Source organism: Shewanella sp. QJM3NY_23 (assembly GCF_056173105.1).
The window spans coordinates 1,078,898-1,102,794 of sequence record NZ_CM149657.1; the positions used below are offsets into that span (position 1 = coordinate 1,078,898).

A 23,897-nucleotide genomic window follows, 5' to 3' on the forward strand; every position below is an offset into this window, starting at 1 on the left:
AATGATATTTCACCGCTGGCGATCCTGTGGTGAGCGCGCGCCGCCAATATCAGCAATAAAGGACAATCATTAGATGGTATCTATTAGAGAAGCACATTTTAATGACAAAGATTTTCAATTAACTGAGTGGGTTAATCGCTACATCGATAACGAGCAAGAAGCTGGTATTCTGCTCGATTTGATGAAAAAAATTGAAGGACTGGTCGTTAAAGAAGGGGCTCAACGCCATTTACTCAATCAGCGCGGCCGCGAGATGATTGAGATCCTAGCTCCGCTCAATATGGATATCGAAACCCTGCAAGCTGCGGTTATTTTTGTGGTGTATGACGCCGGACTGATAAGCGCCGAGCAGTTGCCTGAACTGTTTGGTGAAAAATTAGCGGTATTGGTAAAAAGTGTGGTGACCATGAATGCCATTGGCGCGCTCAAGGTGAACGAGCAAAGCCGCAATGCCGAGCCGCAAATCGATAATATTCGCCGTATGTTACTGGCCATGGTGGAAGATGTGCGCGCTGTGGTGATCAAGCTGGCCGAGCGGATCTGCCTACTGCGAGAAGTGAAAAGTGCTGACGAGGAGACGCGGGTCTTATTGGCTCGAGAGATTGCCGATATCTATGCGCCGCTGGCTAACCGCTTAGGAATAGGCCAATTAAAGTGGGAGCTCGAAGATATCTCATTTCGTTACCTGCACCCCGAAACCTATAAGGAAATTGCTAAACAGCTCGATGGTAAGCGGCTCGATCGCGAAAGCTACATCGACAATTTTGTGAAGCAGTTACAGCAGCGCCTCGATGAAGACCAAATTCGAGCCAAGGTGTATGGCAGACCCAAACATATTTACAGCATCTGGAAGAAGATGCGCGGTAAAGATCTGACTTTCGATGAGTTATTTGACGTGCGCGCGGTACGTATCGTTACCGACCGCCTGCAAGATTGCTACGGTGCCCTAGGGGTGGTGCATACCCTTTGGCATCATATTCCTAAAGAGTTTGACGATTATGTCGCCAACCCTAAATCGAATGGATATCAGTCAATCCATACCATAGTGGTTGGCCCCGAGGGAAAAACGGTCGAAATCCAAATACGTACCGAGCAGATGCACGAAGATGCCGAGCTTGGGGTGGCGGCTCATTGGAAATACAAAGAGGGCACCACAGGTAAGCAAAGCGGTTACGAAGAGAAAATCAACTGGCTGCGCAAGATTTTGCAATGGCAAGAAGATGTGGCCGAAAGTGGCAACTTGGTCGACGAGGTACGCAGTCAGGTCTTCGAAGACAGGGTGTATGTGTTTACCCCTAATGGCGAAGTGATTGATTTACCCATGGGCTCTACCGTACTGGATTTTGCCTATTATATTCATTCCCACGTCGGCCATAAGTGTATTGGGGCCAAGGTCGATGGCCGTATAGTGCCGTTTACTTATCAAGTTGAAACCGGTGAGCGTATTGAGATCATCACCTCGAAAACCCCCAACCCTAAGCGTGACTGGCTTAACCCTAATTTAGGCTATATTCGCACCTCGCGAGCGCGGTCGAAAATTCAGCATTGGTTTAAGCAGCAAGATAGAGATAAAAACATTGTCGCTGGGCGGGAGATGCTCGAAGCCGAATTAGCGCGCAGCAATCTTACCCTTAAAGATGCCAAAACGGCGGTCGAGCGTTTTAACATGGTCAGCATGGACGATCTGCTGGCGGGCATTGGTGGCGGCGATGTGCGTCTTAATCAGGTGGTCAACCATGTGCAGAGCCGGATGCGCATCAATGAGCTGTCAGAAGAGGAAGCCGTTGAGGACTTACTCAAGAAAAATCAATCTCGTACAGACCATAAAAGTAGAGGTCAGGTCGAGGTTAATGGCGTAGGGAACTTGATGAGCCATATCGCTAAATGCTGTCAGCCTGTCCCCGGTGATGATATTTTTGGTTTTATTACTAAAGGCCGCGGGATCTCGGTACACCGCGCCGATTGCGAGCAAGTGAAAGAGCTGATGAGGGTACATCCCGAGCGCAGCGTGGATGTGGTGTGGGGTAAAAATTACTCCGGTGGCTATAAGCTGCGTTTAAAAGTGTTTGCTAACGACAGAAATGGCTTGCTGCGAGATCTGACCTCAGTGCTGGCCGCCGAAAAATCGACGGTACTGGCGATGAGCTCATCTTTAGATGTTAAAAATCAAACTGTCATCATTGAGCTCGAGCTCGAGTTATATAATTTAGAGGGACTCTCTCGGGTGATGGCTAAGCTATCGCAAGTCGATGGGGTGATGGAAGCGCGGCGTACCTAATCGTGTCGCCCACAAACAGATAAGAGATAAAGGCGGCGAGAGTCGCCTTTTATTATGAGGTTGTTCGATGAAGGTCAATAACGATATTAACCGTTTACTCGAGATCATGAGTCAATTGCGCGACCCACAAACTGGTTGCCCATGGGATAAAGCACAAACCTATCACACCATAGTGCCATTTACTCTCGAGGAGGCCTATGAAGTGGCCGATACCATTGAACGTGCAGCGTTCGATGAATTGCCAGGGGAGCTTGGCGACCTGCTGTTTCAAGTGATCTTTTATTGTCAGTTAGCAAAAGAGCAGGGGTTATTTGACTTTGGTGTGGTGGTAGACAAAATCTGCCGCAAATTAACTGAGCGCCACCCCCATGTGTTTGGTGAATTGCCCTTAACATCAACAGCAGAAGTCAAACAAAGCTGGGAAAGCATAAAAGCCAGCGAGCGTGCTGGGCGGTCATTGCATTCGGTGCTTGATGATATTCCATTAAATCTACCTGCATTAAGCCGCGCGGCAAAAGTACAAAAACGGGTGGCCAGTGTGGGGTTCGACTGGGATGAATTGGCCCCTGTGGTGGCGAAAATTCACGAAGAGATAGCAGAGGTGCTAGAGGAAGTTAACGCACCAGAGCAGCAACCGCAAAGGATTAGTGAAGAGATGGGCGATCTGCTATTTGCGGTGGTTAATTTGTCTCGCCATTTAGGTGTGGAGCCCGAGCAAGCACTGCGCCTTGCCAATGGCAAATTCGAGCGGCGCTTTCGTGGTGTTGAAGCATTAGCTAACGCCGCCGAAAAGCCGATGAAGGCGCACTCCTTAGCAGAATTAGACGCTTATTGGGATCAAGTAAAGCGGGCCGAAACGGCAAAAGAGTAAAATATATCGCTTTGTTGTTTGTCGAATCAGCTGGGCTTTGGTATAATATTGCCCCGTCCTAGTGCTTTCATACAAGCACATATTTCCAACTCATTTTCTCAGGTTCAGCATGACTACAAGGTATATCTTCGTTACTGGTGGCGTGGTTTCATCACTAGGTAAAGGCATTGCAGCAGCATCATTGGCAGCAATTTTAGAGGCTCGGGGCCTTAATGTAACCATTATGAAGCTGGATCCTTATATCAACTTGGATCCCGGTACCATGAGCCCGACTCAGCACGGTGAGGTTTTCGTGACTGAAGATGGCGCTGAAACTGACCTCGACTTAGGTCACTACGAGCGTTTCATCCGCACTAAAATGAACCGTCGTAACAACTTTACCACTGGCCGAATTTACGAAGAAGTATTGCGTAAAGAGCGCCGTGGTGACTACCTTGGTGCAACCATTCAGGTTATTCCGCATATTACTAATGCGATTAAAGAGAAGGTGCTTGAAGGTGGTGAAGGTCATGATGTGGCAATCGTTGAGATTGGCGGCACGGTAGGTGATATCGAATCATTACCTTTCCTTGAGTCTATTCGCCAGTTAGGTGTTGAGCTAGGACGCGATCGTACCCTATTTATGCATTTGACCTTAGTGCCTTTCTTAGGCGCGGCGGGTGAAGTGAAAACCAAACCGACGCAGCATTCGGTAAAAGAATTACGTTCTATCGGTATCGCACCTGATGTATTGGTGTGCCGTGGCGACCGTGCGATACCTGCTAACGAAAAAGCCAAAATTTCGCTATTTTGTAATGTAGAAGAGCGCGCGGTTATCTCACTGAAAGATGTGGATAGCATCTATAAGATCCCAGCGTTATTGAAGGCACAAGGCCTTGACGACTTGGTCACCAAGCGCTTTGGTATCGACTGCAAAGAAGCGGACTTAAGCGAGTGGGAAAAGGTGATTTACCAAGAAGCCAATCCAACCGGTGAAGTCACCATTGGTATGGTAGGTAAATATATCGAACTACCCGATGCCTATAAATCTGTTAACGAAGCACTTAAGCATGCAGGCTTATTCAAGCGTGTGTCGGTTAACATCAAGTATATTGACTCTCAAACGGTAGAAGCTAAAGGTGTTGAAGTTCTCGAAGGCCTTGATGGTATTTTGGTTCCAGGTGGTTTTGGTGAGCGTGGTGTTGAAGGTAAGATTTTAGCGGCGCAATATGCCCGTGAAAACAACCTGCCTTATTTCGGTATCTGTCTAGGTATGCAAGTGGCATTAATCGAATTTGCTCGCCATGTTGCGGGACTTGAAGGCGCACATTCTACCGAGTTTAACAAAGAGACCCCTCACCCAGTAGTTGGACTTATTACTGAGTGGATTGACGAAGAAGGCAACGTTGAGCAACGCCATGAAGAGTCTGATTTAGGCGGCACCATGCGCCTTGGCGCTCAGCTATGTCACTTAATTGAAGGCACGAAAGCGGCCGAAGCTTACAAAGGCTTGACCTGTGTAGAGCGTCATCGTCATCGCTATGAAGTGAACAACACTTACAGAGAGCGTTTAGAAAAAGCCGGTTTAGTATTCAGTGGACTATCATCTGATCGTCAGTTGGTTGAGATGATTGAACTGCCAAATCACCCTTGGTTTGTGGCGGGTCAGTTCCACCCTGAATTTACATCAACGCCTCGCGATGGTCAGCCATTGTTTGAAGGCTTCATTGGTGCAGCCATCGCCTACCAAAAACGCGATTTAGGCTAAGCTATAGTGAACAGCCGCTTCCGGTTATCGGAAGCGGCTTTTTTGTTCCAGATGATGTAAATTTAACGACAAGTATTTTTTAGTTTTGTATTAACTTTTCATTTTAATCTTAAACTTAAGTCGAGGAAATTATGGCTAAAATTATCAATGTCATTGGTCGTGAGATCATGGATTCACGCGGCAACCCAACGGTTGAAGCTGAAGTGCATTTAGATGGCGGGTTTGTTGGTATGGCGGCTGCGCCGTCTGGAGCCTCTACCGGTAGCCGTGAAGCACTAGAGCTACGTGATGGCGACAAGAGTCGTTACATGGGTAAAGGTGTGTTAACGGCAGTCGCGAACATCAATGGTCCAATTCGCGATGCATTGCTGGGTAAAGATGCAGCAGCTCAAGCCGAGCTTGATCAGGTGATGATCGATCTTGATGGTACAGAGAACAAAGACAAGCTAGGCGCTAACGCGATTCTGGCTGTTTCTCTTGCTGCTGCTAAAGCCGCCGCTGCTTTTAAAGGCATCCCACTTTACGCGCATATTGCCGAGCTAAACGGTACTCCAGGCCAGTACTCTATGCCTGTGCCTATGATGAACATTCTTAATGGTGGCGAGCACGCCGATAACAACGTTGATATCCAAGAGTTTATGGTTCAACCTGTTGGTGCTAAAAGCTTCCGTGAAGCACTGCGCATGGGCGCGGAGATCTTCCATAATTTGAAGAAAGTGCTGCAAGATAAAGGGCTAAGCACCGCTGTTGGTGATGAAGGTGGGTTTGCACCTAACCTAGCATCTAACGCGGAAGCGCTAGCCATTATCAAAGTTGCAGTTGAAAAAGCCGGTTATACTTTAGGTGAAGACGTTACCCTAGCACTTGACTGCGCGGCTTCTGAGTTTTACAAAGATGGTCAATATGATCTGGCGGGTGAAGGTAAAAAGTTTGACTCGAACGGTTTCTCTGATTTCTTAAAATCATTGACCGAGCAATATCCGATTGTGTCTATCGAAGATGGCCTTGATGAGTCAGATTGGGATGGTTGGGCGTACCAAACACAAATCCTTGGCGACAAGATCCAACTTGTGGGTGACGATCTGTTTGTTACTAATACCAAGATTTTACAACGCGGCATCGACAACAATATCGCTAACTCAATCTTGATTAAGTTTAACCAGATTGGCTCTCTAACTGAGACCCTTGCGGCTATCCGCATGGCGAAAGCGGCTGGCTACACTGTTGTTATCTCTCATCGTAGTGGTGAAACGGAAGATGCAACCATTGCCGATCTGGCTGTGGCGACTGCAGCGGGCCAAATCAAGACGGGTTCACTGTGTCGTAGTGACCGTGTTGCCAAGTACAACCAATTGCTACGCATCGAAGAGCAGCTGGGTGAAAAAGCACCTTATAAAGGTCGCCTAGAGATTAAAGGGCAAGCATAAACGCCACTTTAACCAATAAATTATTAAAAGGTCACCACTTGGTGGCCTTTTTTGTTGTAATATCAGTGCAGAATTTCTAATAGTGATATAGCCATTAAGGATGAAGCGTCTTCTCATTGCCATGACCGTTTTATTTGGTCTACTTCAGTATCGACTCTGGTTTGGGCAAAATAGCCTGCCAGAATCATTTCAGCTGCAAGAGCAGATCGCGTTGCAGCGACAAAGTAATGCCAAATTGATCGAGCGTAATCAAGTTCTCAAAGAGGAGATTATCGATCTTCGTCGTGGAACCGAAGCACTCGAAGAGCGTGCGCGTAACGAACTTGGCATGGTCAAAAAAGGCGAAACTTTCTTTCGTGTTGTGGCCGAGCCCCAACGCAATGCAGATATTCATCGCTAACCGTATTTTATTACGTACCTTGGTACTAGGTGAAATCGGATCACCCGTGACATGAGTTTTGATTAATGACACCAATTATTGAACACCTAGTTGCAATTGTTCCCGCTGCTGGCATTGGCAGCCGCATGGGTGCCGATATCCCCAAGCAATACTTGATGTTAGAACATCAACCTATTATTGCTCATACCTTAGATGTACTGTTGCAACATCCTAGGATCGCCCAAGTAATAGTGGCGCTGAACCCAGATGATGTTTTTTTTGAATCCTTGCCTCAGGCTCAACACCCTAAACTAAAAGTGGTACAAGGGGGCAAGGAGCGAGCAGATTCGGTACTGGCGGGCTTATCGCATGTAGGGCAACACAGCTGGGCGTTAGTGCATGATGCGGCGCGGCCTTGTTTACACCCAAGTGATATTGATAAGTTAATCAGTGCTGTCGAGCAGCAAGCAGATAGTGCGCCTCAAGGGGCAATTTTAGCTATGCCAGTGCGTGACACCATGAAACGCAGCAATAAAGATGGCAATATTGATACCACTATCTGTCGCAACAACTTGTGGCATGCGCTCACCCCGCAACTGTTTCCTGCCACCTCGCTTAAGGCCAACCTCAGTAACGCGCTAGCGCAAGGGGTGAATATCACAGATGAGGCATCAGCGATGGAGTGGGCTGGTGCGGCGCCGCAATTGGTGGTTGGCCGCGCTGACAATATCAAGGTGACTCACCCTGATGATTTACGCTTAGCGGCACTGTTTCTCAACAGTCGTGATTCATTGACGGCTTTCAATCACAAACAATAAGCGTTAACAGCAGTAAGATGAGCTGCAACGCGGGGATGACAGGTAAGTATGATGAATATTCGCATTGGTCATGGTTTCGATGTCCATAAATTTGGTGGTGATCTGCCGCTGATTTTAGGTGGTGTTGAAGTCCCCTACGATACGGGCCTAGTGGCGCATTCCGATGGGGATGTGGTGTTACACGCGATTAGCGATGCCATTTTGGGCGCGATGGCGTTAGGCGATATTGGCAAGCACTTTCCTGATACCGATGCCGAGTTCAAAGGCGCCGACAGCCGAGTATTACTGCGCCATTGTTACCAACTTGCCATCGATAAAGGCTATCGCCTTGGTAACCTCGATGTCACAGTGATCGCACAGGCCCCTAAGATGCTGCCTCATATTGAAGCGATCCGCGCCTGTTTAGCCGCCGATTTAGACAGTAATATTGACGCAATAAATGTTAAAGCCACTACCACAGAGAAGCTGGGGTTTACTGGTCGAAAAGAAGGTATCGCGGTGGAAGCCGTAGTGCTGATGACGAGCAATAGTTAACAAGAGAATTTTATGAGTTCATTGCATTATTTACATGGCCAACCGCAAGCGAGCGCCGATCTTCGCACCCACAATCGTGATTTCATTGTTGAGGAGATTTTACCCTTTCTGCCTACCGGAGAAGGCGAACATCACATGCTGCATGTGCGTAAAGAGGGGTTAAATACCGCCGATGTGGCCAAAATGTTATCTAGTTTTGCGAAGGTCCATCCGAAAGAAGTCACCTTCGCCGGACAAAAAGATAAACATGCGATCACCGAGCAATGGTTTGGGGTCCGTATTCCGGGTAAAGAAACGCCAAAGTGGGATGAACTCAATAGTGAGCAATTGACCATATTAAGTAGCAGTCGCCACAGTAAAAAGCTGCGCACTGGTGCGCTGGTGGGGAATCGTTTCACCTTAACCTTACGTGCAGTATCAGATATTGCTGATGTCATTAAACGGATTGAATTAGTTAAGCAAACTGGCGTCCCTAACTATTTTGGCGAACAACGGTTTGGTCATGATGGTAAGAATCTCATTTTTGGCCGACAGATGTTGGCTGGCCGTAATGTGAAAGATCGAAACAAACGCAGCATGTATTTATCGGCTGTGCGCTCTAATCTCTATAACGAAGTGGTTTCTGCTCGTTTGGCAAAGTATGGTACCCAAGTGCTTGAGGGCGACTGTGTGATGTTGGCTGGCAGTAAAAGTTATTTTGTAGCCAACCCATGGGACGAGGCGTTGCTTGAACGTTTAGCCCAAAAAGACATTCAATTATCGGCACCATTATGGGGTCGTGGTCAACCGTTGTCACAAGCTGAAGCATTAGCATTTGAAACCTCCATTTCAGAGCAGTTTGCTGAAGATTGTAATGGACTCGAACAAGCGGGACTTAATCAAGAGCGCCGCACCTTGCTGCTTGAGCCGCAACATTTGAGTTATGAAACCGACGAAGATGCGCTAGTCATTAAGTTTATTTTGCCCGCAGGCTGCTTTGCCACATCACTGCTCAGAGAGTTGGTCGATTACCAAGACGTTAATGAGCGAGAGTTTAATGCCAGACTAACTGCTCGTGCAGAAGGTGTAGCCCAAGATGATTAAGATATTGGTGAGTAATGATGATGGTGTTACCGCGCCAGGCATCGCCGCCTTATCTCAGGCGTTATCAGCACAATATGATGTGATGACTGTTGGGCCCGATCGTAATTGTTCTGGTGCGAGTAACTCCCTAACCTTGACTAATCCATTGCGAATTAATAAGTTAGACAATGGGTATATCTCAGTTAGCGGTACGCCCACCGATTGTGTGCATCTGGCGATTCGCGAGTTGTACGAGCAAGAGCCTGATATTGTGGTCTCAGGGATCAACGCTGGTGCAAACATGGGCGACGACACTCTCTATTCAGGCACCGTAGCCGCTGCGATGGAAGGGCGTTTTTTGGGATTACCAGCTATTGCCATCTCTTTGGTGGGGCGCGAGCTCAATCACTATGACACAGCTGCAGCGGTGGCGTGTAAAATCGTGGCTGGCTTGATTAAGGCGCCGATCGCGCAAGATCAAATTTTAAATGTGAATGTGCCTGACTTACCGCTTGAACACATCAAGGGGATTAAAGTGACCCGCCTTGGCGCCAGACACAGAGCTGAGGGAATGGTGAGAACCTTAGATCCTGCAGGACGAGAGATATTCTGGCTAGGCCCTCCAGGTCAAGAGCAAGATGCCAGTGAAGGTACCGACTTTGATGCCGTCGCTAAAGGTTACGTATCTGTCACACCTTTGACAGTGGATCTGACCGCACATGAACAAATTCCAAAACTGAAACAATGGATTGAGCAACTATGAATGGTGTAGCCACCGCATCGGCATTGAATTTGGCAAGCGCTCTACGAGGTGCTGGGATCGGCAATCAAGCCGTATTGTCTGTCGTGGCAAAAACGCCCAGAGAGCTGTTTCTTGATGCAGCCTTGGGCCATAAAGCGTATGAAAATACAGCCTTGCCTATTGGGCAAGGTCAAACCATTTCGCAACCCTATATTGTTGCCAAGATGACCGAGCTGTTGCTTGAATCCAAGCCCAAAAAGGTGTTAGAAATCGGTACGGGCTCGGGTTATCAGGCGGCGATACTTGCTCAATTGGTAGATGAATTATGTACCGTTGAGCGGATTAAAAGTCTGCAAATTCAGGCGCGGCAACGCTTAAAACGTCTCGATTTACACAATGTGTCGTTTAAGTACGGTGATGGTTGGAAAGGTTGGGCTAATAAAGGTCCATTCGATGCCATCATGGTCACTGCGGCGGCGGCCAGTATCCCGCAAGACTTGTTGGCCCAGCTAAGTCCACAAGGCGTGTTGATTATTCCTGTTGGTCAAGAAACACAACAGCTGCTGCGCGTTACCCGTTATGGCGATGACTATCGGTCTGAAATGATCGAAATGGTCAAGTTTGTGCCGCTGGTTAATGGTGAACTGGCCTAATGCCAGTACAGATATCATATGCTTAGCCTTAGGCATATCGTGTCTGGCACAGTCGGCTGCACCTGCATGTGTGGCGGCAGACTTTCTGTGAGCGCTGGAGCGATACGATACCTGTTATTGCTTATGCTATTGCTGCAGCTCACGGCTTGTAGCTTTCAAGCGGATAGACCTGCACCTGTGGTGAGTATTAATTCCCCTGTTAAAAAACAGTATCAAAAAGGTGGTCTGACCTCTGAGCGTTACCGAGTCAAAAAGGGTGACACCTTGTACTCAATTTCGTGGGCTGCTAATAAAGATTTTGTTGATATCGCTAGGCACAATGGGCTTAAAAAGCCATATACCATCTATCCAGGACAGGTGCTAAATCTGAAGCTGACAAAGCCTGTTACAACTAGAGTTAAAGCTCCAAATCGGAGCGGAAATACGCCTAAAGTTGCAGTTAATCCAGTTAAAGCTGTTAATAAACAGGTGGTTATCGGTTCTGGTGTGGTCGGTGCCACGAAAGTAAGCGTCGCAAAAAAATCACTTGATCAGACCTCAAATTCTGCGTACCCTGTACCAACTAGTCAACAATCTGTTAACAATGTTATCCACAAGCCAAAGTCGACCTTGCCACAGAAAGTGCACCGTTGGCATTGGCCTGTAAAAGGAGCGTTGATTGGTAAATTCTCAGCCAAAGAGCAAGGGAATAAAGGAATTAAGATAGCCGGAACGCGAGGTGATCGCATTCAAGCAGCGGCAGATGGACGAGTCGTCTATGCAGGAAATGCACTTCGAGGTTACGGTAACCTAGTGATTATTAAGCATAGTGATGATTATTTAAGTGCTTATGCTCATGCAGATAAAATCTTAGTTAAGGAAAAGCAATTCGTAACAGCAGGACAAGCGGTTGCGAGTATGGGGAAAACGGGTACCAATCGGGTCATGTTACATTTTGAAATCCGATACCATGGTAAATCAGTCGACCCACTTAAATATTTGCCTAAAACATAATTTTTTTAGGAGCCATTTTGGCAATTGGAGGATAAAAACGTGCAGTAATTCAGTGAGTAAAATTTGGGAGAACTATTATGGGTCGTAAAAAATCTACCGCGGTGGCGGAGACCTTAGTTGACTTATCTAAGAATGAGTCTGATGTTTCACTGTTAAATAACAAAGAGAGCGTAAAAGAAGCCGAACTGGAACAGCAAGTACAAGATGACTTGCAAAAGAATTTAGATGCCACACAGCTGTATCTAAGTGAAATTGGATTTTCCCCCCTATTGAGTGCGGAGGAAGAGGTTTATTTTTCACGCAAGTCCCTTAAGGGCTGTGCTAAATCTCGTAACCGTATGATTGAGAGTAATCTCAGACTCGTCGTAAAAATCGCTCGTCGTTACAACAACCGTGGTTTAGCGTTACTCGACCTTATTGAAGAGGGGAATTTAGGCTTGATCCGCGCGGTAGAGAAATTTGACCCAGAGCGTGGTTTTCGCTTCTCAACCTATGCCACTTGGTGGATAAGACAAACGATAGAACGTGCCATTATGAATCAAACTCGCACGATTCGTTTGCCCATACATGTGGTCAAAGAGCTCAATGTTTATTTACGTACTGCCCGAGAGTTAGCGCATAAGTTGGACCATGAGCCAACCGCCGAAGAGATTGCTGAGAAGCTAGATCTTCCCAGTGCTGATGTGAGTCGTATGTTGAAGTTAAATGAGCGCATTACCTCGGTAGATACTCCGTTAGGCGGTGACAGTGATAAAGCTCTGCTCGATGTATTGGCCGATGACGACAGTGTCGGGCCTGACTATAAAGTACAAGATGAGGATATGTCTAAATCTGTGGTTCGCTGGTTAGATGAGCTTAACAGTAAGCAGCGTGAAGTATTAGCGCGCCGTTTTGGTTTATTAGGATATGAACCTTCAACCCTAGAAAATGTGGGCAAAGAGATTGGCTTGACTCGAGAACGAGTTCGCCAGATCCAAGTAGAAGCATTGAAGCGCCTTAAAGACTTACTTGGTGCACAGGGATTGTCGGTAGAAGCTATTTTTCGCCCATAAGGTCGCAATACTATCGAGTATTAAGTATCTGAGTCCGATCTTGCATCTCAGGGGTAGCATATAAGTTAAAATAGTTAACCTGAACTCGGGATAAGAAATTGAACTAATAGCCCTCTTTGTGATCAGATCTCTCGACCAAGATTAATCAATCACGCAGAGGGCATATGAATAATTTAGTGGATGTATTTTGTGATGTCGATGATTTTTGTAATGCTTTTATTCCTCAATGGGAACAACAGTGCCTAACCGATGGAACTCGCAAGCGTAAGCGCGCAGGCAGAATGACGATGAGTGAAATTATGACAATTATCATCGCCTTCCATATGTCTAATCATCGTGACTTCAAGAATTTTTACACAGGATATCTGGCTCGTTTCTACAAATCTGATTTTCCAAACTTACTCAGCTACACTCGATTTCTTGAAGTCATGCCGAGTGCAGTCATTCCAATGTGCAGTTATTTTTCCTCTTTAAAAAGCGAACCGACAGGCATCGAGTTCGTTGACTCAACGAGCATTAAGGTTTGTCATAATTTACGAATTCCAAGGCATAAAACGCTAGCAGGTCTCGCCAGCCGAGGAAAAGGCACGATGGGCTGGTTCTATGGTTTTAAACTTCATCTTATTGTGAACCATCGAGGTGGCATCGTTGCAGCCAAAATAACACCTGCGAATGTTCATGACACGAAACCCGTAAAAGATATGGTCGTTGAATCAATGGATAAACTCTATGCTGATAAGGGGTATATCGGCAAAGCGTTAGCAGGCGACCTATTAGAACGTGGGGTAACTATCGTTAATAACGTGCGTAAAAATATGAAAGCAAAGGCTTTATCATTATGGGATAGAGCCATGCTTTCTAGACGATTTATTATCGAAACAATCAATGACCAGCTAAAAAACATCTCACAAATAGAGCATACACGGCACCGCAGCGTACATGGTTTCATGCTTAATGTGATAGGTGGTTTAGTGGCTTATCAACTCAAAGAGAATAAGCCACAACTCAATATTACATCAGCAGAATTCAACGTGATTTCAGTGTTACGTTAAACCGATCTGAGGTTAGTTAAGCCTGATTGCCGTTATTATGGATATTGTAGAATATAAAAAAGCGCACCAAAACTGGTACGCTTTTTTGCTTTTAGCATTGAGTGTCAGGCTCAATAGCCTTACAGAGCCTTAGTTTTCACATTCGGTTAACGTAATTGCTTCAGTTGATATAGCAAATCCAGTGCTTGTTTAGGCGAGAGTTGATCGGGGTCGATACTGTCTAAGTGTTTAAGTGCTGCCGATTCTTCTGGCGCACTAAAGCTCATGACCTGTTGTGTATCACTTGGCAATCCATTATCTCTATCGCGGCTCTCTAAATGATGTAATTTGTGTTTAGCCGCTTGAACCACTTTACTTGGTACCCCCGCTAATGCTGCGACCTGTAGCCCATAACTCTTGCTCGCCGCCCCTTCTTGCACTGCATGCATAAAGGCAATGGTGTCTCCATGTTCAATGGCATCAAGGTGGACATTAACCACATTTTCCAGTAATTCTGGCAACTGAGTTAATTCAAAGTAATGGGTCGCAAATAGCGTCATCGCTTTGAGGTTATTGGCCAGGTGTTCAGCGGCAGACCATGCCAAAGATAAACCATCATAGGTCGAGGTCCCGCGGCCAATTTCATCCATTAAGACTAAACTTTCTGGCGTTGCATTATGTAAAATATTGGCAGTTTCTGTCATCTCGACCATAAAGGTTGAGCGACCCGAAGCCAGATCGTCGGCGGCGCCAATGCGAGTGAAAATACGATCTACCGGCCCAATGGCTGCGCGCTGTGCAGGCACAAAGCTCCCGATATGAGCCATTAGGGTGATCAACGCGACTTGACGCATGTAGGTAGACTTACCGCCCATATTGGGACCTGTTACGATTAACATGCGCCGCTGCGGGCTTAAGTTAACCGGATTGGCAATAAAGGGCGTTTGGCTAACCTGTTCGACAACCGGATGGCGCCCAGCATCAATATCAATACCGTTATGTGCGGTCAGTTCGGGGCGATGGTAATTGAGCAGATCGGCGCGCTCAGCAAAATTGCTGATCACATCTAACTCGGCAGCAGCCCTAGCAAATTGTTGTAGCTCATGCAGTTTAGGCATGAGCAAATCGAACAACTCGTCCCAGAGTTGCTTTTCAAGCGCCAACGCCTTGCCTTGGCTCGAGAGCACTTTCTCCTCATGCTCTTTGAGTTCGGCGATAATGTAGCGCTCGGTATTTTTTAATGTTTGGCGGCGTTGATAGCTTAGCGGCACTAAGTCAGATTCTCTGCGGCTAATCTCAATGTAATAACCATGTACGCGGTTATAGCCCACCTTGAGGGTCGATGCCCCGGTTGCTTGTTTCTCTCTGGCTTCCAGATCTGCTAGATAATCGGTGGCACCTTGGCTAAGTGCACGCCACTCATCGAGTTCTTGATGGTAGCCAGGTTTTAATACACCACCGTCACGGATCAGCATGGGGGGATTATCGACAATGGCACGGCTCAGCAATGCGTGCTCTTCGGGAAATTCTCCCAGCATTATCGCAAGGTTAGTCAAATGTTGACTATGGCAATTAGCTAATAGTTGTTTGATTGCAGGCAACAAGGATAACGATTGACGTAAGCGAGCAAAGTCGCGAGGACGAGCACTGCGTAGGGCTAAACGGGCGGTGATACGCTCAATGTCTCCCAAGGCTTTTAATTGCTCGTGTAAAGTTTCAACGTCGCCAGAGCTGAGTAGTTCTTCGACCGCATCATGACGGGCGCGAATAGTGTGATGGTTGCGCAGTGGCTCGTGTATCCAGCGCTGCAACATACGGCTTCCCATTGGGGTTGCCGTGTTGTCGAGGATAGCGGCTAAGGTGTTATCGAAGCCACCTTGCAGGTTTTTAGTCAACTCGAGATTACGGCGTGTCGCCGCATCGAGAATAATACTGTCACACTGATTAAAGCGAACAATCGAATTGATATGGGGTAAGGCGGTGCGCTGGGTGTCTTTAACATACTGCATCAGACAGCCCGCGGCTTGAAGCGAGAGCCTAACGTCACCTAACCCAAAGCCATAAAGATCTTTGGTGCCAAATTGTGCCAGTAATAATTGATAGCTAGTGTCGTAGTCAAATTCCCACTCTGGGCGCCGACGTTTGCCATTAAAACTGGCAATAAGGCCCATCTCACTAAAATCTTCACTGTGCAACAGTTCGGCAGGATTAGTGCGCTGTAATTCAGCTTCTAACGCTTCTCTGCTGGGAAGTTCAGTGACAACAAAACGTCCTGAGGAGACATCTAGCGTGGCATAACCGAAGCCGACTTTGCCATGATATACGGCTGCCAATAAATTATCTTGCCGCTCTTGTAATAAGGCTTCATCGGTTAAGGTGCCAGGCGTGACGATACGCACCACTTTGCGTTCAACTGGGCCTTTGGACGTAGCCGGGTCGCCCACTTGTTCACAAATGGCCACCGACACACGTAATTGCACCAATTTTGCTAGGTAGCCTTCGACCGCATGATAAGGAATACCCGCCATAGGGATAGGGTCTCCGCCACTCTTACCGCGAGCGGTTAATGAGATCCCCAGCAGCTCAGAGGCTAACTTGGCATCATCATAGAACAACTCATAAAAGTCACCCATACGATAAAACAGTAACATATCAGGTGCTTCGGCTTTTAGCGTCAGATATTGACGCATCATTGGGGTGTGTTTCTCGAGGTTTTGAATATCAACTGCGTTCATGAAGTAACCAAGGTATCCTGCAAAAAAAGCTCAGCATAACAACCCTTGGGTTGCTAGCGTATGATTGGCGCCAATATTAGCAATAATTTCACTTTAACGGGCGTATTTATCCAGCAAAAATTGTATTATTTAAACTCAACTGAGCTCACCCTTAGGCTAAGTGGCTGTTTTAAATTTAGTAAAAAATAATCATCAACAGCACTTGATACTGTATGATTGTACAGTATACTAGTCAGCATATTGAGACACATAAAGCACAGCTCGTTGTAAGCGCTATGCTTTATCCTAACGGATTTACCACAGCGCAACGCCTGTGATAGAGAGGAAAGCACCATGAAGATAGATGCAAATAAAGAGAAAGCCCTTAACGCGGTTCTAGGTCAAATTGAAAAACAATTTGGTAAAGGATCCATCATGAAGTTAGGTGAAAACCGCTCTATGGATGTTGAGACTATCTCTACAGGCTCTCTATCATTAGATATTGCACTCGGTGCAGGTGGTTTACCCCTAGGCCGTATCGTTGAAATTTATGGCCCTGAGTCATCAGGTAAAACCACATTGACCCTTGAAGTGATTGCGGCAGCGCAGCGTGATGGCAAAGTGTGTGCCTTTATCGATGCCGAGCACGCACTTGACCCGATTTATGCGCAAAAGCTAGGTGTCGATATTGATAACCTATTATGTTCTCAGCCTGATACGGGTGAGCAAGCGTTAGAGATTTGTGACGCCTTGACTCGCAGCGGCGCGGTTGATGTGATCATTGTCGACTCGGTGGCAGCGTTAACCCCTAAGGCTGAAATTGAAGGTGAGATCGGTGACTCACACATGGGCTTAGCGGCGCGTATGATGAGCCAAGCAATGCGTAAGCTTGCCGGTAACCTTAAGCAATCTAACACGCTACTTATCTTCATTAACCAAATCCGTATGAAAATTGGTGTGATGTTTGGTAACCCAGAAACCACAACAGGTGGTAACGCACTGAAGTTTTATGCCTCGGTTCGTCTTGATATTCGCCGTACTGGTGCGATTAAAGATCGTGATGAAGTTATAGGTAACGAAACTCGCGTTAAAGTGGTTAAAAACAAAATTGCTGCGCCGTTTAAGCAAGCTGAATTCCAAATCCTTTATGGCGAAGGCATTAACCGTACAGGTGAGTTAGTAGACCTAGGTGTGGCGCATAAACTGATTGAGAAAGCCGGTGCTTGGTACAGCTATAAAGGTGACAAGATTGGTCAAGGCCGTGCAAACGCAGGTAAATACCTAACAGAAAACCCAGAAATAGCCAAAGAGATTGATACCGCACTGCGTGCCATGCTGCTTGGTGGCTCAAAAGTGGCTGCTGAGCCTGCCGTTAGCGATGAAAATATCGACTTAGAAACAGGTGAAGTGTTTTAAGTATTAACTTGTTATGACAGCTTCTGCTATGCATATCGCGGTTGGGCTCCTTGCCCGCCGCGACTATTCACGCCATCAAATCAAAACTAAACTGCTACAAAAAGGCTTTGAGTTAGGCGAAATTGAGCCTGTGCTCGATCGTTGCATCGACAATGGTTTTTTAGATGATGACCGCTTTGCTGCCTTATTACTGCGTTCTCATATTAGCAAGGGCCATGGCCAAAATCGCATTCGTCAATCGATGGCACAAAAAGGGTTATCGAAAGAGGTGATTGAAAGGGCACTAAACAATAGTGATTGTGACTGGTTTGAGCTAGCAAAATCAAAAGCCAATAAAAAGTTTTCTAATAGCGGACCCATTAGCGATCAAAAAGATCGTGCTAAACGTGTACGTTATTTAATGGGGCAGGGTTATAGCTTCGACCAAATAGCCTATGCGCTAGAGGTTGACCCCGATACCTGATCACCTATTGAGATAACGAATGCTTTTAAGGTATTCATTCTCTAAGGTATCTATTGCCATAACGTATCTGAATCTTGTAAGTCGCTTAAACCCGTCGCCTCCTTTAGCCCGAAGACGCAGCATCGTTATAATTAAATTACGCCATGACATTCGGCGTCCCGACAGCAGGTTAAATGGCTTACATTCTCCTAATGTTAAGCGACTCACCCCTGCTTGCTTTAATAATCATGCTTGCTTGTTATTACCGTTTTGTGCCTTTCTTTTTGTTCGTTTATATCACTTCCTCCGTTAAACCACTGGTTGTTCACTAATAGACTGCTTATAATGCAGGGCTAACTCGAGTGTCGGTGAAGTTTCGATTTTCACCGCGAATGTAACCTAATTCAGGATGATTTCATGTATCAAACCACTGCAGCGCTGAGAAGTGCTTTCTTGGAGTTCTTCCGCAGAAATAGTCACCAGGTAGTGGACAGCAGTTCACTGGTACCTGGCAATGATCCGACCTTGTTGTTCACCAACGCAGGTATGAACCAGTTTAAAGATGTCTTTCTTGGTGAAGACAAGCGCGATTACACCAGGGCGACAACCTCACAACGCTGTGTACGTGCCGGTGGCAAGCACAACGATTTGGATAACGTAGGTTATACCGCGCGTCACCATACCTTCTTTGAAATGCTTGGTAACTTCAGCTTCGGCGATTACTTTAAGCAAGAAGCAATCACTTTCGCTTGGACCTTTCTAACGGAAGAGTTAAAGCTGCCCAAAGAACGTCTGTGCGTCACGATTTATGAAACCGATGATGAAGCCTTCGAGATCTGGAACAAAAAGATTGGTGTTGCGGCTGAAAACATTATTCGTATCGGTGATAACAAAGGCGCTGCTTACGCTTCAGATAACTTCTGGCAAATGGGCGATACCGGTCCTTGTGGTCCTTGTTCTGAAATTTTCTATGATCATGGCGAGCATATCTGGGGTGGCCGTCCTGGCACGCCAGAAGAAGACGGTGACCGCTTCATTGAAATTTGGAACATCGTATTTATGCAGTACAACCGTCAAGCTGACGGTACCATGGAGCCACTGCCTAAGCCTTCGGTAGATACTGGTATGGGCATTGAGCGTATTGCTGCCATTATGCAAGGCGTACATTCCAACTATGAAATCGATATTTTCCAAACCCTGATTAAAAAGGCCGCTGAAATTCTGAATGTTAGCGACCTTAACAATAACTCGCTAAAGGTTATTGCCGATCATATTCGCTCTTGTGCTTTCCTGATTGCCGATGGTGTGATGCCATCGAACGAAGGTCGTGGTTATGTATTGCGCCGCATTATTCGCCGTGCCGTGCGCCACGGCAATAAGCTAGGTGCTACCGAATCATTTTTCTACAAGCTAGTACCGACGCTGATTGATGTGATGGGCGATGCAGCGAAAGGCCTTAAAGAGACACAAGCCATTGTAGAAAAGTCGCTTCAAGCGGAAGAAGAGCAGTTTGCGCGTACCCTTGAGCGTGGTTTAGGCATTTTAGATAATGCCCTTAATGGGCTCGACGGCAAGGTGCTTGACGGCGAAACGGCTTTTAAACTCTATGATACTTATGGCTTCCCTGTCGATTTGACGGCTGATGTGTGCCGCGAACGTGATATTACCGTAGATGAAGCCGGTTTCGAGGCCGCGATGGCTGAGCAGCGTCGCCGCGCCCAAGCGGCAGGGCAGTTCGATGCCAATTACAACGAAGGGCTTAAAATTGATCAACATACCCACTTCTGTGGTTATAGTGATCTTAATGGCGAAGCCAAAGTGGTTGCCCTGTATCGTGATGGTCAAGCCGTGACTGAACTGTCAGTAGGTGAGGATGCGGTGATTGTGCTGGAAAGTACTCCGTTTTATGGGGAATCTGGTGGACAATGCGGTGACAAAGGCTTACTGAGTGGCGATGGCGCTGAGTTTGTTGTGAGCGACACGCAAAAGTATGGCCAAGCGGTTGGGCATGTCGGTAAACTGCAAGCCGGTACTATCCGTGTTGGCCAAGTGTTGTTGGCAGAGGTCGATAAAACATTAAGACATCGCACCGAGCTAAACCACTCTGTCACGCATCTGTTACATGCTGCGCTGCGCCAAGTGCTAGGCAGTCATGTGAGCCAAAAGGGATCGTTGGTTGATCCTGAGCGCCTGCGTTTTGACTTTTCTCATTTCGAAGCGGTAAAGCCGGCAGAACTGCAAGCGGTAGAAGATTTAGTGAATACCCAAATCCGTCGTAACCACGAGCTTAAGGCTGAGGTGATGGATATTGAACAAGCTAAAGCACAAGGTGCGATGGCCTTGTTTGGTGAAAAATATGACTCTCAGGTACGTGTTGTGACCATGGGCGATTTTTCTATCGAACTTTGTGGTGGTACTCACGTTGGACGTACGGGCGATATTGGCCTGTTTAAGATCACCTCTGAAAGTGGTATTGCAGCTGGTATTCGCCGTATTGAGGCGGTAACGGGTGCAGCTGCAATGGCATATGTGCGTGAGCAACAGTCTCAGCTTGAACTGGCTGCTAGCTTGCTTAAAAGCGACAGTGCTTCCGTGGTGGCCAAGCTTAAGGCGCAACTTGATAAAACCAAGCAGCTTGAAAAAGAGTTGTCACAACTTAAAGACAAGTTAGCGGCAGCAACCAGTGCCGATCTCGCTGGAGAAGCCATCGACCTTGGCGGTATCAAGGTATTGGTTAAAAAGCTTGAAGGTGTTGATGCTGGCGCACTACGTGGCTTGCAAGATGAACTTAAGCAGAAATTACAATCGGGCATCGTAGTGCTTGGTATTGCTGGTGACGAGAAAGTTAATCTGATCGTGGGCGTGACTAAAGACTTAACCGCCAAAGTGAAGGCTGGCGAACTGGTCGGTATGATAGCTCCTCAGGTTGGCGGTAAGGGCGGTGGTCGCCCTGATATGGCTCAAGCCGGTGGCAGCGAACCTGCTAAGCTCGACAGCGCCTTGGCGTCTGTACTGCCTTGGTTAACTGAACGTCTAGGGTAAGTTTCATTATTGAATAACCCCTATTGAATAAAAAAGCGCTCATTGAGCGCTTTTTTTATCTCTTCGGCGCCTACATGGAGGTGGCTTACCTCCAATGCGTGGCTAATGAGGTGTGCTTAAGTTGGTTTTGTCATTGTTGATTATGTTTAGGGTTGAAAAATTGAACACTTGACCTGATATTAATGATTGTTGGACTCTGACAAGTGCTTGGGCAAGTGTTTGGCGTTGATGAGCATCGGCCAGCAATTGCAGGAGAAAAACGACAGAGGGCTGCCTATTGCACCATGACAAGATAGCAAGGGTATGAGGCCGTGATGACGGGGTAAGTTGCAAGAGGGTTGCACTGCGAGTTGATCTTGTCTTTGAGCTTTTAGATATGCGGCGTTGTCTATGCCGATATTTTTCTACAAAACGGTAGTAAAAAAAGCAATCCTACGCTAGGGAAAGCATACAAATAACCTAGTCAGGAAAATTTAAATCAATAAAGGTGCAATTAGCAGGGGTTTTTTGACAGAACACTATTAATTTGTACTAAGCTGACCGTATAATAAAGGTTATAACGGATTAGTGCCGTATAAGCAGAATTAGAACCAAAGGAGCAAAAACATGCTGATATTGACTCGTCGTGTTGGTGAAACACTGATGATTGGTGATGAAGTTACTGTCACCGTTTTGGGCGTAAAGGGTAATCAAGTTCGTATCGGTGTTAATGCACCGAAAGAAGTATCTGTTCACCGTGAAGAGATCTATCAGCGTATTCAGTCTGAAAAATCAGGTAACTCTTCAGACGGCGGTAACTTTTAAGCAAAACGCTTAATAAAGTCGACAACGATAAGAGTCAGCATATTGCTGACTTTTTTGTTTTAAGTCGCTAGCTTTTTAAGCGTAATGGCGATATTGCAGACACCTATTACCCATTAAAGCAATGAACTGCTTAAAAACAGTCCAAACAAATTTAGTTTCATAGAAATGGTTTGACTTATTTTCGGCAAACAGTAATATGTGCGCCAAGAAAACGGAGAGGTGGCCGAGTGGCCGAAGGCGCTCCCCTGCTAAGGGAGTATGGGCTTTAAATCCCATCGAGGGTTCGAATCCCTCCTTCTCCGCCATTTCTTAACTGTAAAAAAACGATGCGCGTGTAGCTCAGCTGGATAGAGTACCTGGCTACGAACCAGGCGGTCGGAGGTTCGAATCCTCCCACGCGCACCATTTACAGTAAAATAAGTTATAGAGATAAGATGCGCGTGTAGCTCAGCTGGATAGAGTACCTGGCTACGAACCAGGCGGTCGGAGGTTCGAATCCTCCCACGCGCACCATCTATAATTTATCGGGATATAAAATTTTATTTTTGCGCGTGTAGCTCAGCTGGATAGAGTACCTGGCTACGAACCAGGCGGTCGGAGGTTCGAATCCTCCCACGCGCACCATATTCAAAATAAATTTGACGGTCAATTCCGTCTTTTTTATGTTTTACGTAAAGTTTTGCGCGTGTAGCTCAGCTGGATAGAGTACCTGGCTACGAACCAGGCGGTCGGAGGTTCGAATCCTCCCACGCGCACCATTTTATGCGGAGAGGTGGCCGAGTGGCCGAAGGCGCTCCCCTGCTAAGGGAGTATGGGCTTTAAATCCCATCGAGGGTTCGAATCCCTCCTTCTCCGCCATTATTAAAACCCGTACTCGTTGCGGGTTTTTTTATGCCTGTTTTTCACCGTATACTTTTCTTACCCAAGTTACTTACCTAATGTTATTTGCTCAAGTGACTTACCTAAGTTATTTACTCAAGTTGTCCTCAGGCCTGATAGCTCCGCCTTTATAGCATTACACCTCCTTACACTGCATGATGACTGCACAATCGTCACCACTCAATCGTTTTATCTCAGTGAGTCTGCATAGTCGGTTTAACTCGATAGCCTACTCGATAATTTAGCCGAATCCATAGCTTAGTCGTAGCGATAGTTAAACGGCGTTAGTTAATGCCATCTGCCGATGTTGCTTGTCACCTTGAACTAACGCTCTTTAACATGCCGTGCAGACATGAGCCTCTATGCCTTGCCACTATTGATTGAATACTTTTGCATAATCGGTTAATTGACTTGTGTTAATGACGTCTATTTTTATCGAAATGACCCGGCTTTTTTAATTTATAGCTGTTTCAGCTAACTTTTTTGTCATATCTGCATATTTATCGATTTTAAATTATCGAATTATCAGCTTGAGTCAGATAGTTTTAATAACTTTGGTATGACCAATTTACATGTCGCTCGCATTTTTGTTATAGATTGGTTATGGTTCTTCTGTATTTGAAACATTTTTGGTGATGCTAAATAACCACCTCGCGCTTTGAGGTGATTTTTTTTGCTTAAAAAATGAATAAGTAATATGTCGCTAGTGTTTTTCTGCATCTACAGAGATTAAGGTTATTCGAAGAGGACAATATGGATTCTATTGCTCAACAAATGAATGATGCATTGATGATTATGGTGTTGGGAATGGGGCTGGTGTTTGTGTTCCTGTCGATGCTTATCTTAGCGATAAGCCTAGTGGCATGGAAATTTGGACCAGAGCAATCAACTACCGCCTGTACTGATTGGGATAGCGATATTCCTGAATCTTCGCAGTCTATCGAGCCTAAATTGGTTGCAGCAATCACTGCGGCGATTCATCAATATCGCGCCAACGCATAATAAAAGTAGGG

19 protein-coding genes and 6 tRNA genes are annotated in these 23,897 nt (G+C 46.3%); 24 read left to right on the plus strand and 1 reads right to left on the minus strand.

Going from position 1 to position 23,897, the window contains the following annotated elements; genetic code table 11:
* Positions 1-73: 73 nt before the first annotated feature.
* The 13 genes from relA to AC0VXX_RS04965 all read left to right on the plus strand — a co-directional run bounded on the left by relA (position 74) and on the right by AC0VXX_RS04965 (position 13,608).
* Positions 74-2,278, plus strand: coding sequence for a GTP diphosphokinase (relA, locus tag AC0VXX_RS04905; RefSeq protein WP_475516172.1), 2,205 nt, complete (start codon positions 74-76; stop codon positions 2,276-2,278).
* A gap of 67 nt (positions 2,279-2,345) precedes the next feature.
* A complete protein-coding gene (mazG, locus tag AC0VXX_RS04910; protein ID WP_475516173.1) occupies positions 2,346-3,149 on the plus strand; it encodes a nucleoside triphosphate pyrophosphohydrolase in 804 nt (267 codons plus the stop codon).
* Between the two features lie 109 nt (positions 3,150-3,258).
* The gene (locus AC0VXX_RS04915) at positions 3,259-4,896 is read left to right on the plus strand and encodes a CTP synthase (protein WP_475516174.1); all 1,638 of its coding nucleotides are present in this window, start codon (positions 3,259-3,261) and stop codon (positions 4,894-4,896) included.
* 131 nt (positions 4,897-5,027) lie between these two features.
* Positions 5,028-6,323: a phosphopyruvate hydratase gene (gene eno, locus AC0VXX_RS04920; RefSeq protein ID WP_475516175.1), complete on the plus strand. Its 1,296-nt coding sequence runs from the start codon at positions 5,028-5,030 to the stop codon at positions 6,321-6,323.
* 100 nt (positions 6,324-6,423) lie between these two features.
* Positions 6,424-6,723 carry a cell division protein FtsB gene (gene ftsB / locus AC0VXX_RS04925; protein WP_475516176.1) on the plus strand — a complete coding sequence of 100 codons (300 nt, stop codon included), beginning with the start codon at positions 6,424-6,426 and terminating at the stop codon, positions 6,721-6,723.
* Positions 6,724-6,788: 65 nt separating this feature from the next.
* Positions 6,789-7,520 (plus strand): 2-C-methyl-D-erythritol 4-phosphate cytidylyltransferase, encoded by a 732-nt coding sequence (gene ispD / locus AC0VXX_RS04930; protein WP_475516177.1) that lies wholly within the window; start codon positions 6,789-6,791, stop codon positions 7,518-7,520.
* A 51-nt stretch (positions 7,521-7,571) separates the two neighbouring features.
* Entirely contained in the window at positions 7,572-8,054 is a 483-nt protein-coding gene (gene ispF, locus AC0VXX_RS04935; protein ID WP_475516936.1) for a 2-C-methyl-D-erythritol 2,4-cyclodiphosphate synthase, read from the plus strand.
* A 12-nt stretch (positions 8,055-8,066) separates the two neighbouring features.
* Complete coding sequence (gene truD, locus AC0VXX_RS04940) at positions 8,067-9,137, plus strand: tRNA pseudouridine(13) synthase TruD (protein WP_475516178.1); 1,071 nt, start codon at positions 8,067-8,069, stop codon at positions 9,135-9,137.
* Positions 9,130-9,879 carry a 5'/3'-nucleotidase SurE gene (surE, locus tag AC0VXX_RS04945; RefSeq protein WP_475516179.1) on the plus strand — a complete coding sequence of 250 codons (750 nt, stop codon included), beginning with the start codon at positions 9,130-9,132 and terminating at the stop codon, positions 9,877-9,879. The genes truD and surE overlap by 8 nt, the downstream gene beginning before the upstream one ends.
* The gene (locus AC0VXX_RS04950; RefSeq protein ID WP_475516180.1) at positions 9,876-10,511 is read left to right on the plus strand and encodes a protein-L-isoaspartate(D-aspartate) O-methyltransferase; all 636 of its coding nucleotides are present in this window, start codon (positions 9,876-9,878) and stop codon (positions 10,509-10,511) included. Before surE ends, AC0VXX_RS04950 begins: the two co-directional genes overlap by 4 nt.
* A 66-nt stretch (positions 10,512-10,577) precedes the next feature.
* Complete coding sequence (locus AC0VXX_RS04955) at positions 10,578-11,504, plus strand: peptidoglycan DD-metalloendopeptidase family protein (RefSeq protein ID WP_475516937.1); 927 nt, start codon at positions 10,578-10,580, stop codon at positions 11,502-11,504.
* A gap of 77 nt (positions 11,505-11,581) precedes the next feature.
* Positions 11,582-12,556: an RNA polymerase sigma factor RpoS gene (gene rpoS, locus AC0VXX_RS04960; protein WP_475516181.1), complete on the plus strand. Its 975-nt coding sequence runs from the start codon at positions 11,582-11,584 to the stop codon at positions 12,554-12,556.
* Positions 12,557-12,720: 164 nt separating this feature from the next.
* Positions 12,721-13,608: an IS982 family transposase gene (locus AC0VXX_RS04965; RefSeq protein ID WP_475514308.1), complete on the plus strand. Its 888-nt coding sequence runs from the start codon at positions 12,721-12,723 to the stop codon at positions 13,606-13,608.
* 146 nt (positions 13,609-13,754) lie between these two features.
* Here the strand turns inward: AC0VXX_RS04965 and mutS are convergent, their stop codons facing one another.
* Positions 13,755-16,322, minus strand: coding sequence for a DNA mismatch repair protein MutS (mutS, locus tag AC0VXX_RS04970; protein WP_475516182.1), 2,568 nt, complete (start codon positions 16,320-16,322; stop codon positions 13,755-13,757).
* Positions 16,323-16,655: 333 nt separating this feature from the next.
* On the opposite strand from mutS, the gene recA reads away from it, so the two are divergent.
* From recA to AC0VXX_RS05025, 11 genes are all read left to right on the plus strand, one after another.
* Positions 16,656-17,717: a recombinase RecA gene (gene recA / locus AC0VXX_RS04975; protein WP_475516183.1), complete on the plus strand. Its 1,062-nt coding sequence runs from the start codon at positions 16,656-16,658 to the stop codon at positions 17,715-17,717.
* 13 nt (positions 17,718-17,730) lie between these two features.
* The gene (gene recX / locus AC0VXX_RS04980; RefSeq protein ID WP_475516184.1) at positions 17,731-18,180 is read left to right on the plus strand and encodes a recombination regulator RecX; all 450 of its coding nucleotides are present in this window, start codon (positions 17,731-17,733) and stop codon (positions 18,178-18,180) included.
* A gap of 396 nt (positions 18,181-18,576) precedes the next feature.
* Positions 18,577-21,201 carry an alanine--tRNA ligase gene (gene alaS, locus AC0VXX_RS04985; RefSeq protein ID WP_475516185.1) on the plus strand — a complete coding sequence of 875 codons (2,625 nt, stop codon included), beginning with the start codon at positions 18,577-18,579 and terminating at the stop codon, positions 21,199-21,201.
* A gap of 606 nt (positions 21,202-21,807) precedes the next feature.
* Positions 21,808-22,005, plus strand: a complete 198-nt coding sequence (gene csrA, locus AC0VXX_RS04990; RefSeq protein WP_110456474.1) for a carbon storage regulator CsrA — start codon at positions 21,808-21,810, stop codon at positions 22,003-22,005.
* A gap of 213 nt (positions 22,006-22,218) precedes the next feature.
* Positions 22,219-22,310 (plus strand) — tRNA-Ser (locus tag AC0VXX_RS04995).
* Between the two features lie 23 nt (positions 22,311-22,333).
* Positions 22,334-22,410: transfer RNA gene (locus AC0VXX_RS05000), tRNA-Arg, on the plus strand.
* Between the two features lie 31 nt (positions 22,411-22,441).
* Positions 22,442-22,518: transfer RNA gene (locus AC0VXX_RS05005), tRNA-Arg, on the plus strand.
* Between the two features lie 34 nt (positions 22,519-22,552).
* Positions 22,553-22,629: transfer RNA gene (locus AC0VXX_RS05010), tRNA-Arg, on the plus strand.
* Positions 22,630-22,686: 57 nt separating this feature from the next.
* Positions 22,687-22,763: transfer RNA gene (locus AC0VXX_RS05015), tRNA-Arg, on the plus strand.
* An 8-nt stretch (positions 22,764-22,771) separates the two neighbouring features.
* Positions 22,772-22,863, plus strand: a tRNA-Ser gene (locus tag AC0VXX_RS05020).
* A gap of 774 nt (positions 22,864-23,637) precedes the next feature.
* A complete protein-coding gene (locus AC0VXX_RS05025) occupies positions 23,638-23,886 on the plus strand; it encodes an OadG family protein (RefSeq protein WP_475516186.1) in 249 nt (82 codons plus the stop codon).
* Positions 23,887-23,897 lie beyond the last annotated feature (11 nt).

Excerpts from the sequence above, each read along its gene's own strand:
- mutS (WP_475516182.1), bottom strand. The coding sequence starts at position 16,322 with ATGAACGCAGTTGATATTCAAAACCTCGAGAAACACACCCCAATGATG.
- ispD (WP_475516177.1), top strand. The coding sequence starts at position 6,789 with ATGACACCAATTATTGAACACCTAGTTGCAATTGTTCCCGCTGCTGGC.
- AC0VXX_RS04950 (WP_475516180.1), top strand. The coding sequence starts at position 9,876 with ATGAATGGTGTAGCCACCGCATCGGCATTGAATTTGGCAAGCGCTCTA.
- recA (WP_475516183.1), top strand. The coding sequence starts at position 16,656 with ATGAAGATAGATGCAAATAAAGAGAAAGCCCTTAACGCGGTTCTAGGT.
- rpoS (WP_475516181.1), top strand. The coding sequence starts at position 11,582 with ATGGGTCGTAAAAAATCTACCGCGGTGGCGGAGACCTTAGTTGACTTA.
- truD (WP_475516178.1), top strand. The coding sequence starts at position 8,067 with ATGAGTTCATTGCATTATTTACATGGCCAACCGCAAGCGAGCGCCGAT.
- AC0VXX_RS04915 (WP_475516174.1), top strand. The coding sequence starts at position 3,259 with ATGACTACAAGGTATATCTTCGTTACTGGTGGCGTGGTTTCATCACTA.
- csrA (WP_110456474.1), top strand. The coding sequence starts at position 21,808 with ATGCTGATATTGACTCGTCGTGTTGGTGAAACACTGATGATTGGTGAT.
- AC0VXX_RS05025 (WP_475516186.1), top strand. The coding sequence starts at position 23,638 with ATGGATTCTATTGCTCAACAAATGAATGATGCATTGATGATTATGGTG.
- relA (WP_475516172.1), top strand. The coding sequence starts at position 74 with ATGGTATCTATTAGAGAAGCACATTTTAATGACAAAGATTTTCAATTA.
- ftsB (WP_475516176.1), top strand. The coding sequence starts at position 6,424 with ATGAAGCGTCTTCTCATTGCCATGACCGTTTTATTTGGTCTACTTCAG.
- mazG (WP_475516173.1), top strand. The coding sequence starts at position 2,346 with ATGAAGGTCAATAACGATATTAACCGTTTACTCGAGATCATGAGTCAA.
- alaS (WP_475516185.1), top strand. The coding sequence starts at position 18,577 with ATGTATCAAACCACTGCAGCGCTGAGAAGTGCTTTCTTGGAGTTCTTC.
- surE (WP_475516179.1), top strand. The coding sequence starts at position 9,130 with ATGATTAAGATATTGGTGAGTAATGATGATGGTGTTACCGCGCCAGGC.
- ispF (WP_475516936.1), top strand. The coding sequence starts at position 7,572 with ATGAATATTCGCATTGGTCATGGTTTCGATGTCCATAAATTTGGTGGT.
- eno (WP_475516175.1), top strand. The coding sequence starts at position 5,028 with ATGGCTAAAATTATCAATGTCATTGGTCGTGAGATCATGGATTCACGC.
- AC0VXX_RS04955 (WP_475516937.1), top strand. The coding sequence starts at position 10,578 with ATGTGTGGCGGCAGACTTTCTGTGAGCGCTGGAGCGATACGATACCTG.
- AC0VXX_RS04965 (WP_475514308.1), top strand. The coding sequence starts at position 12,721 with ATGAATAATTTAGTGGATGTATTTTGTGATGTCGATGATTTTTGTAAT.
- recX (WP_475516184.1), top strand. The coding sequence starts at position 17,731 with ATGACAGCTTCTGCTATGCATATCGCGGTTGGGCTCCTTGCCCGCCGC.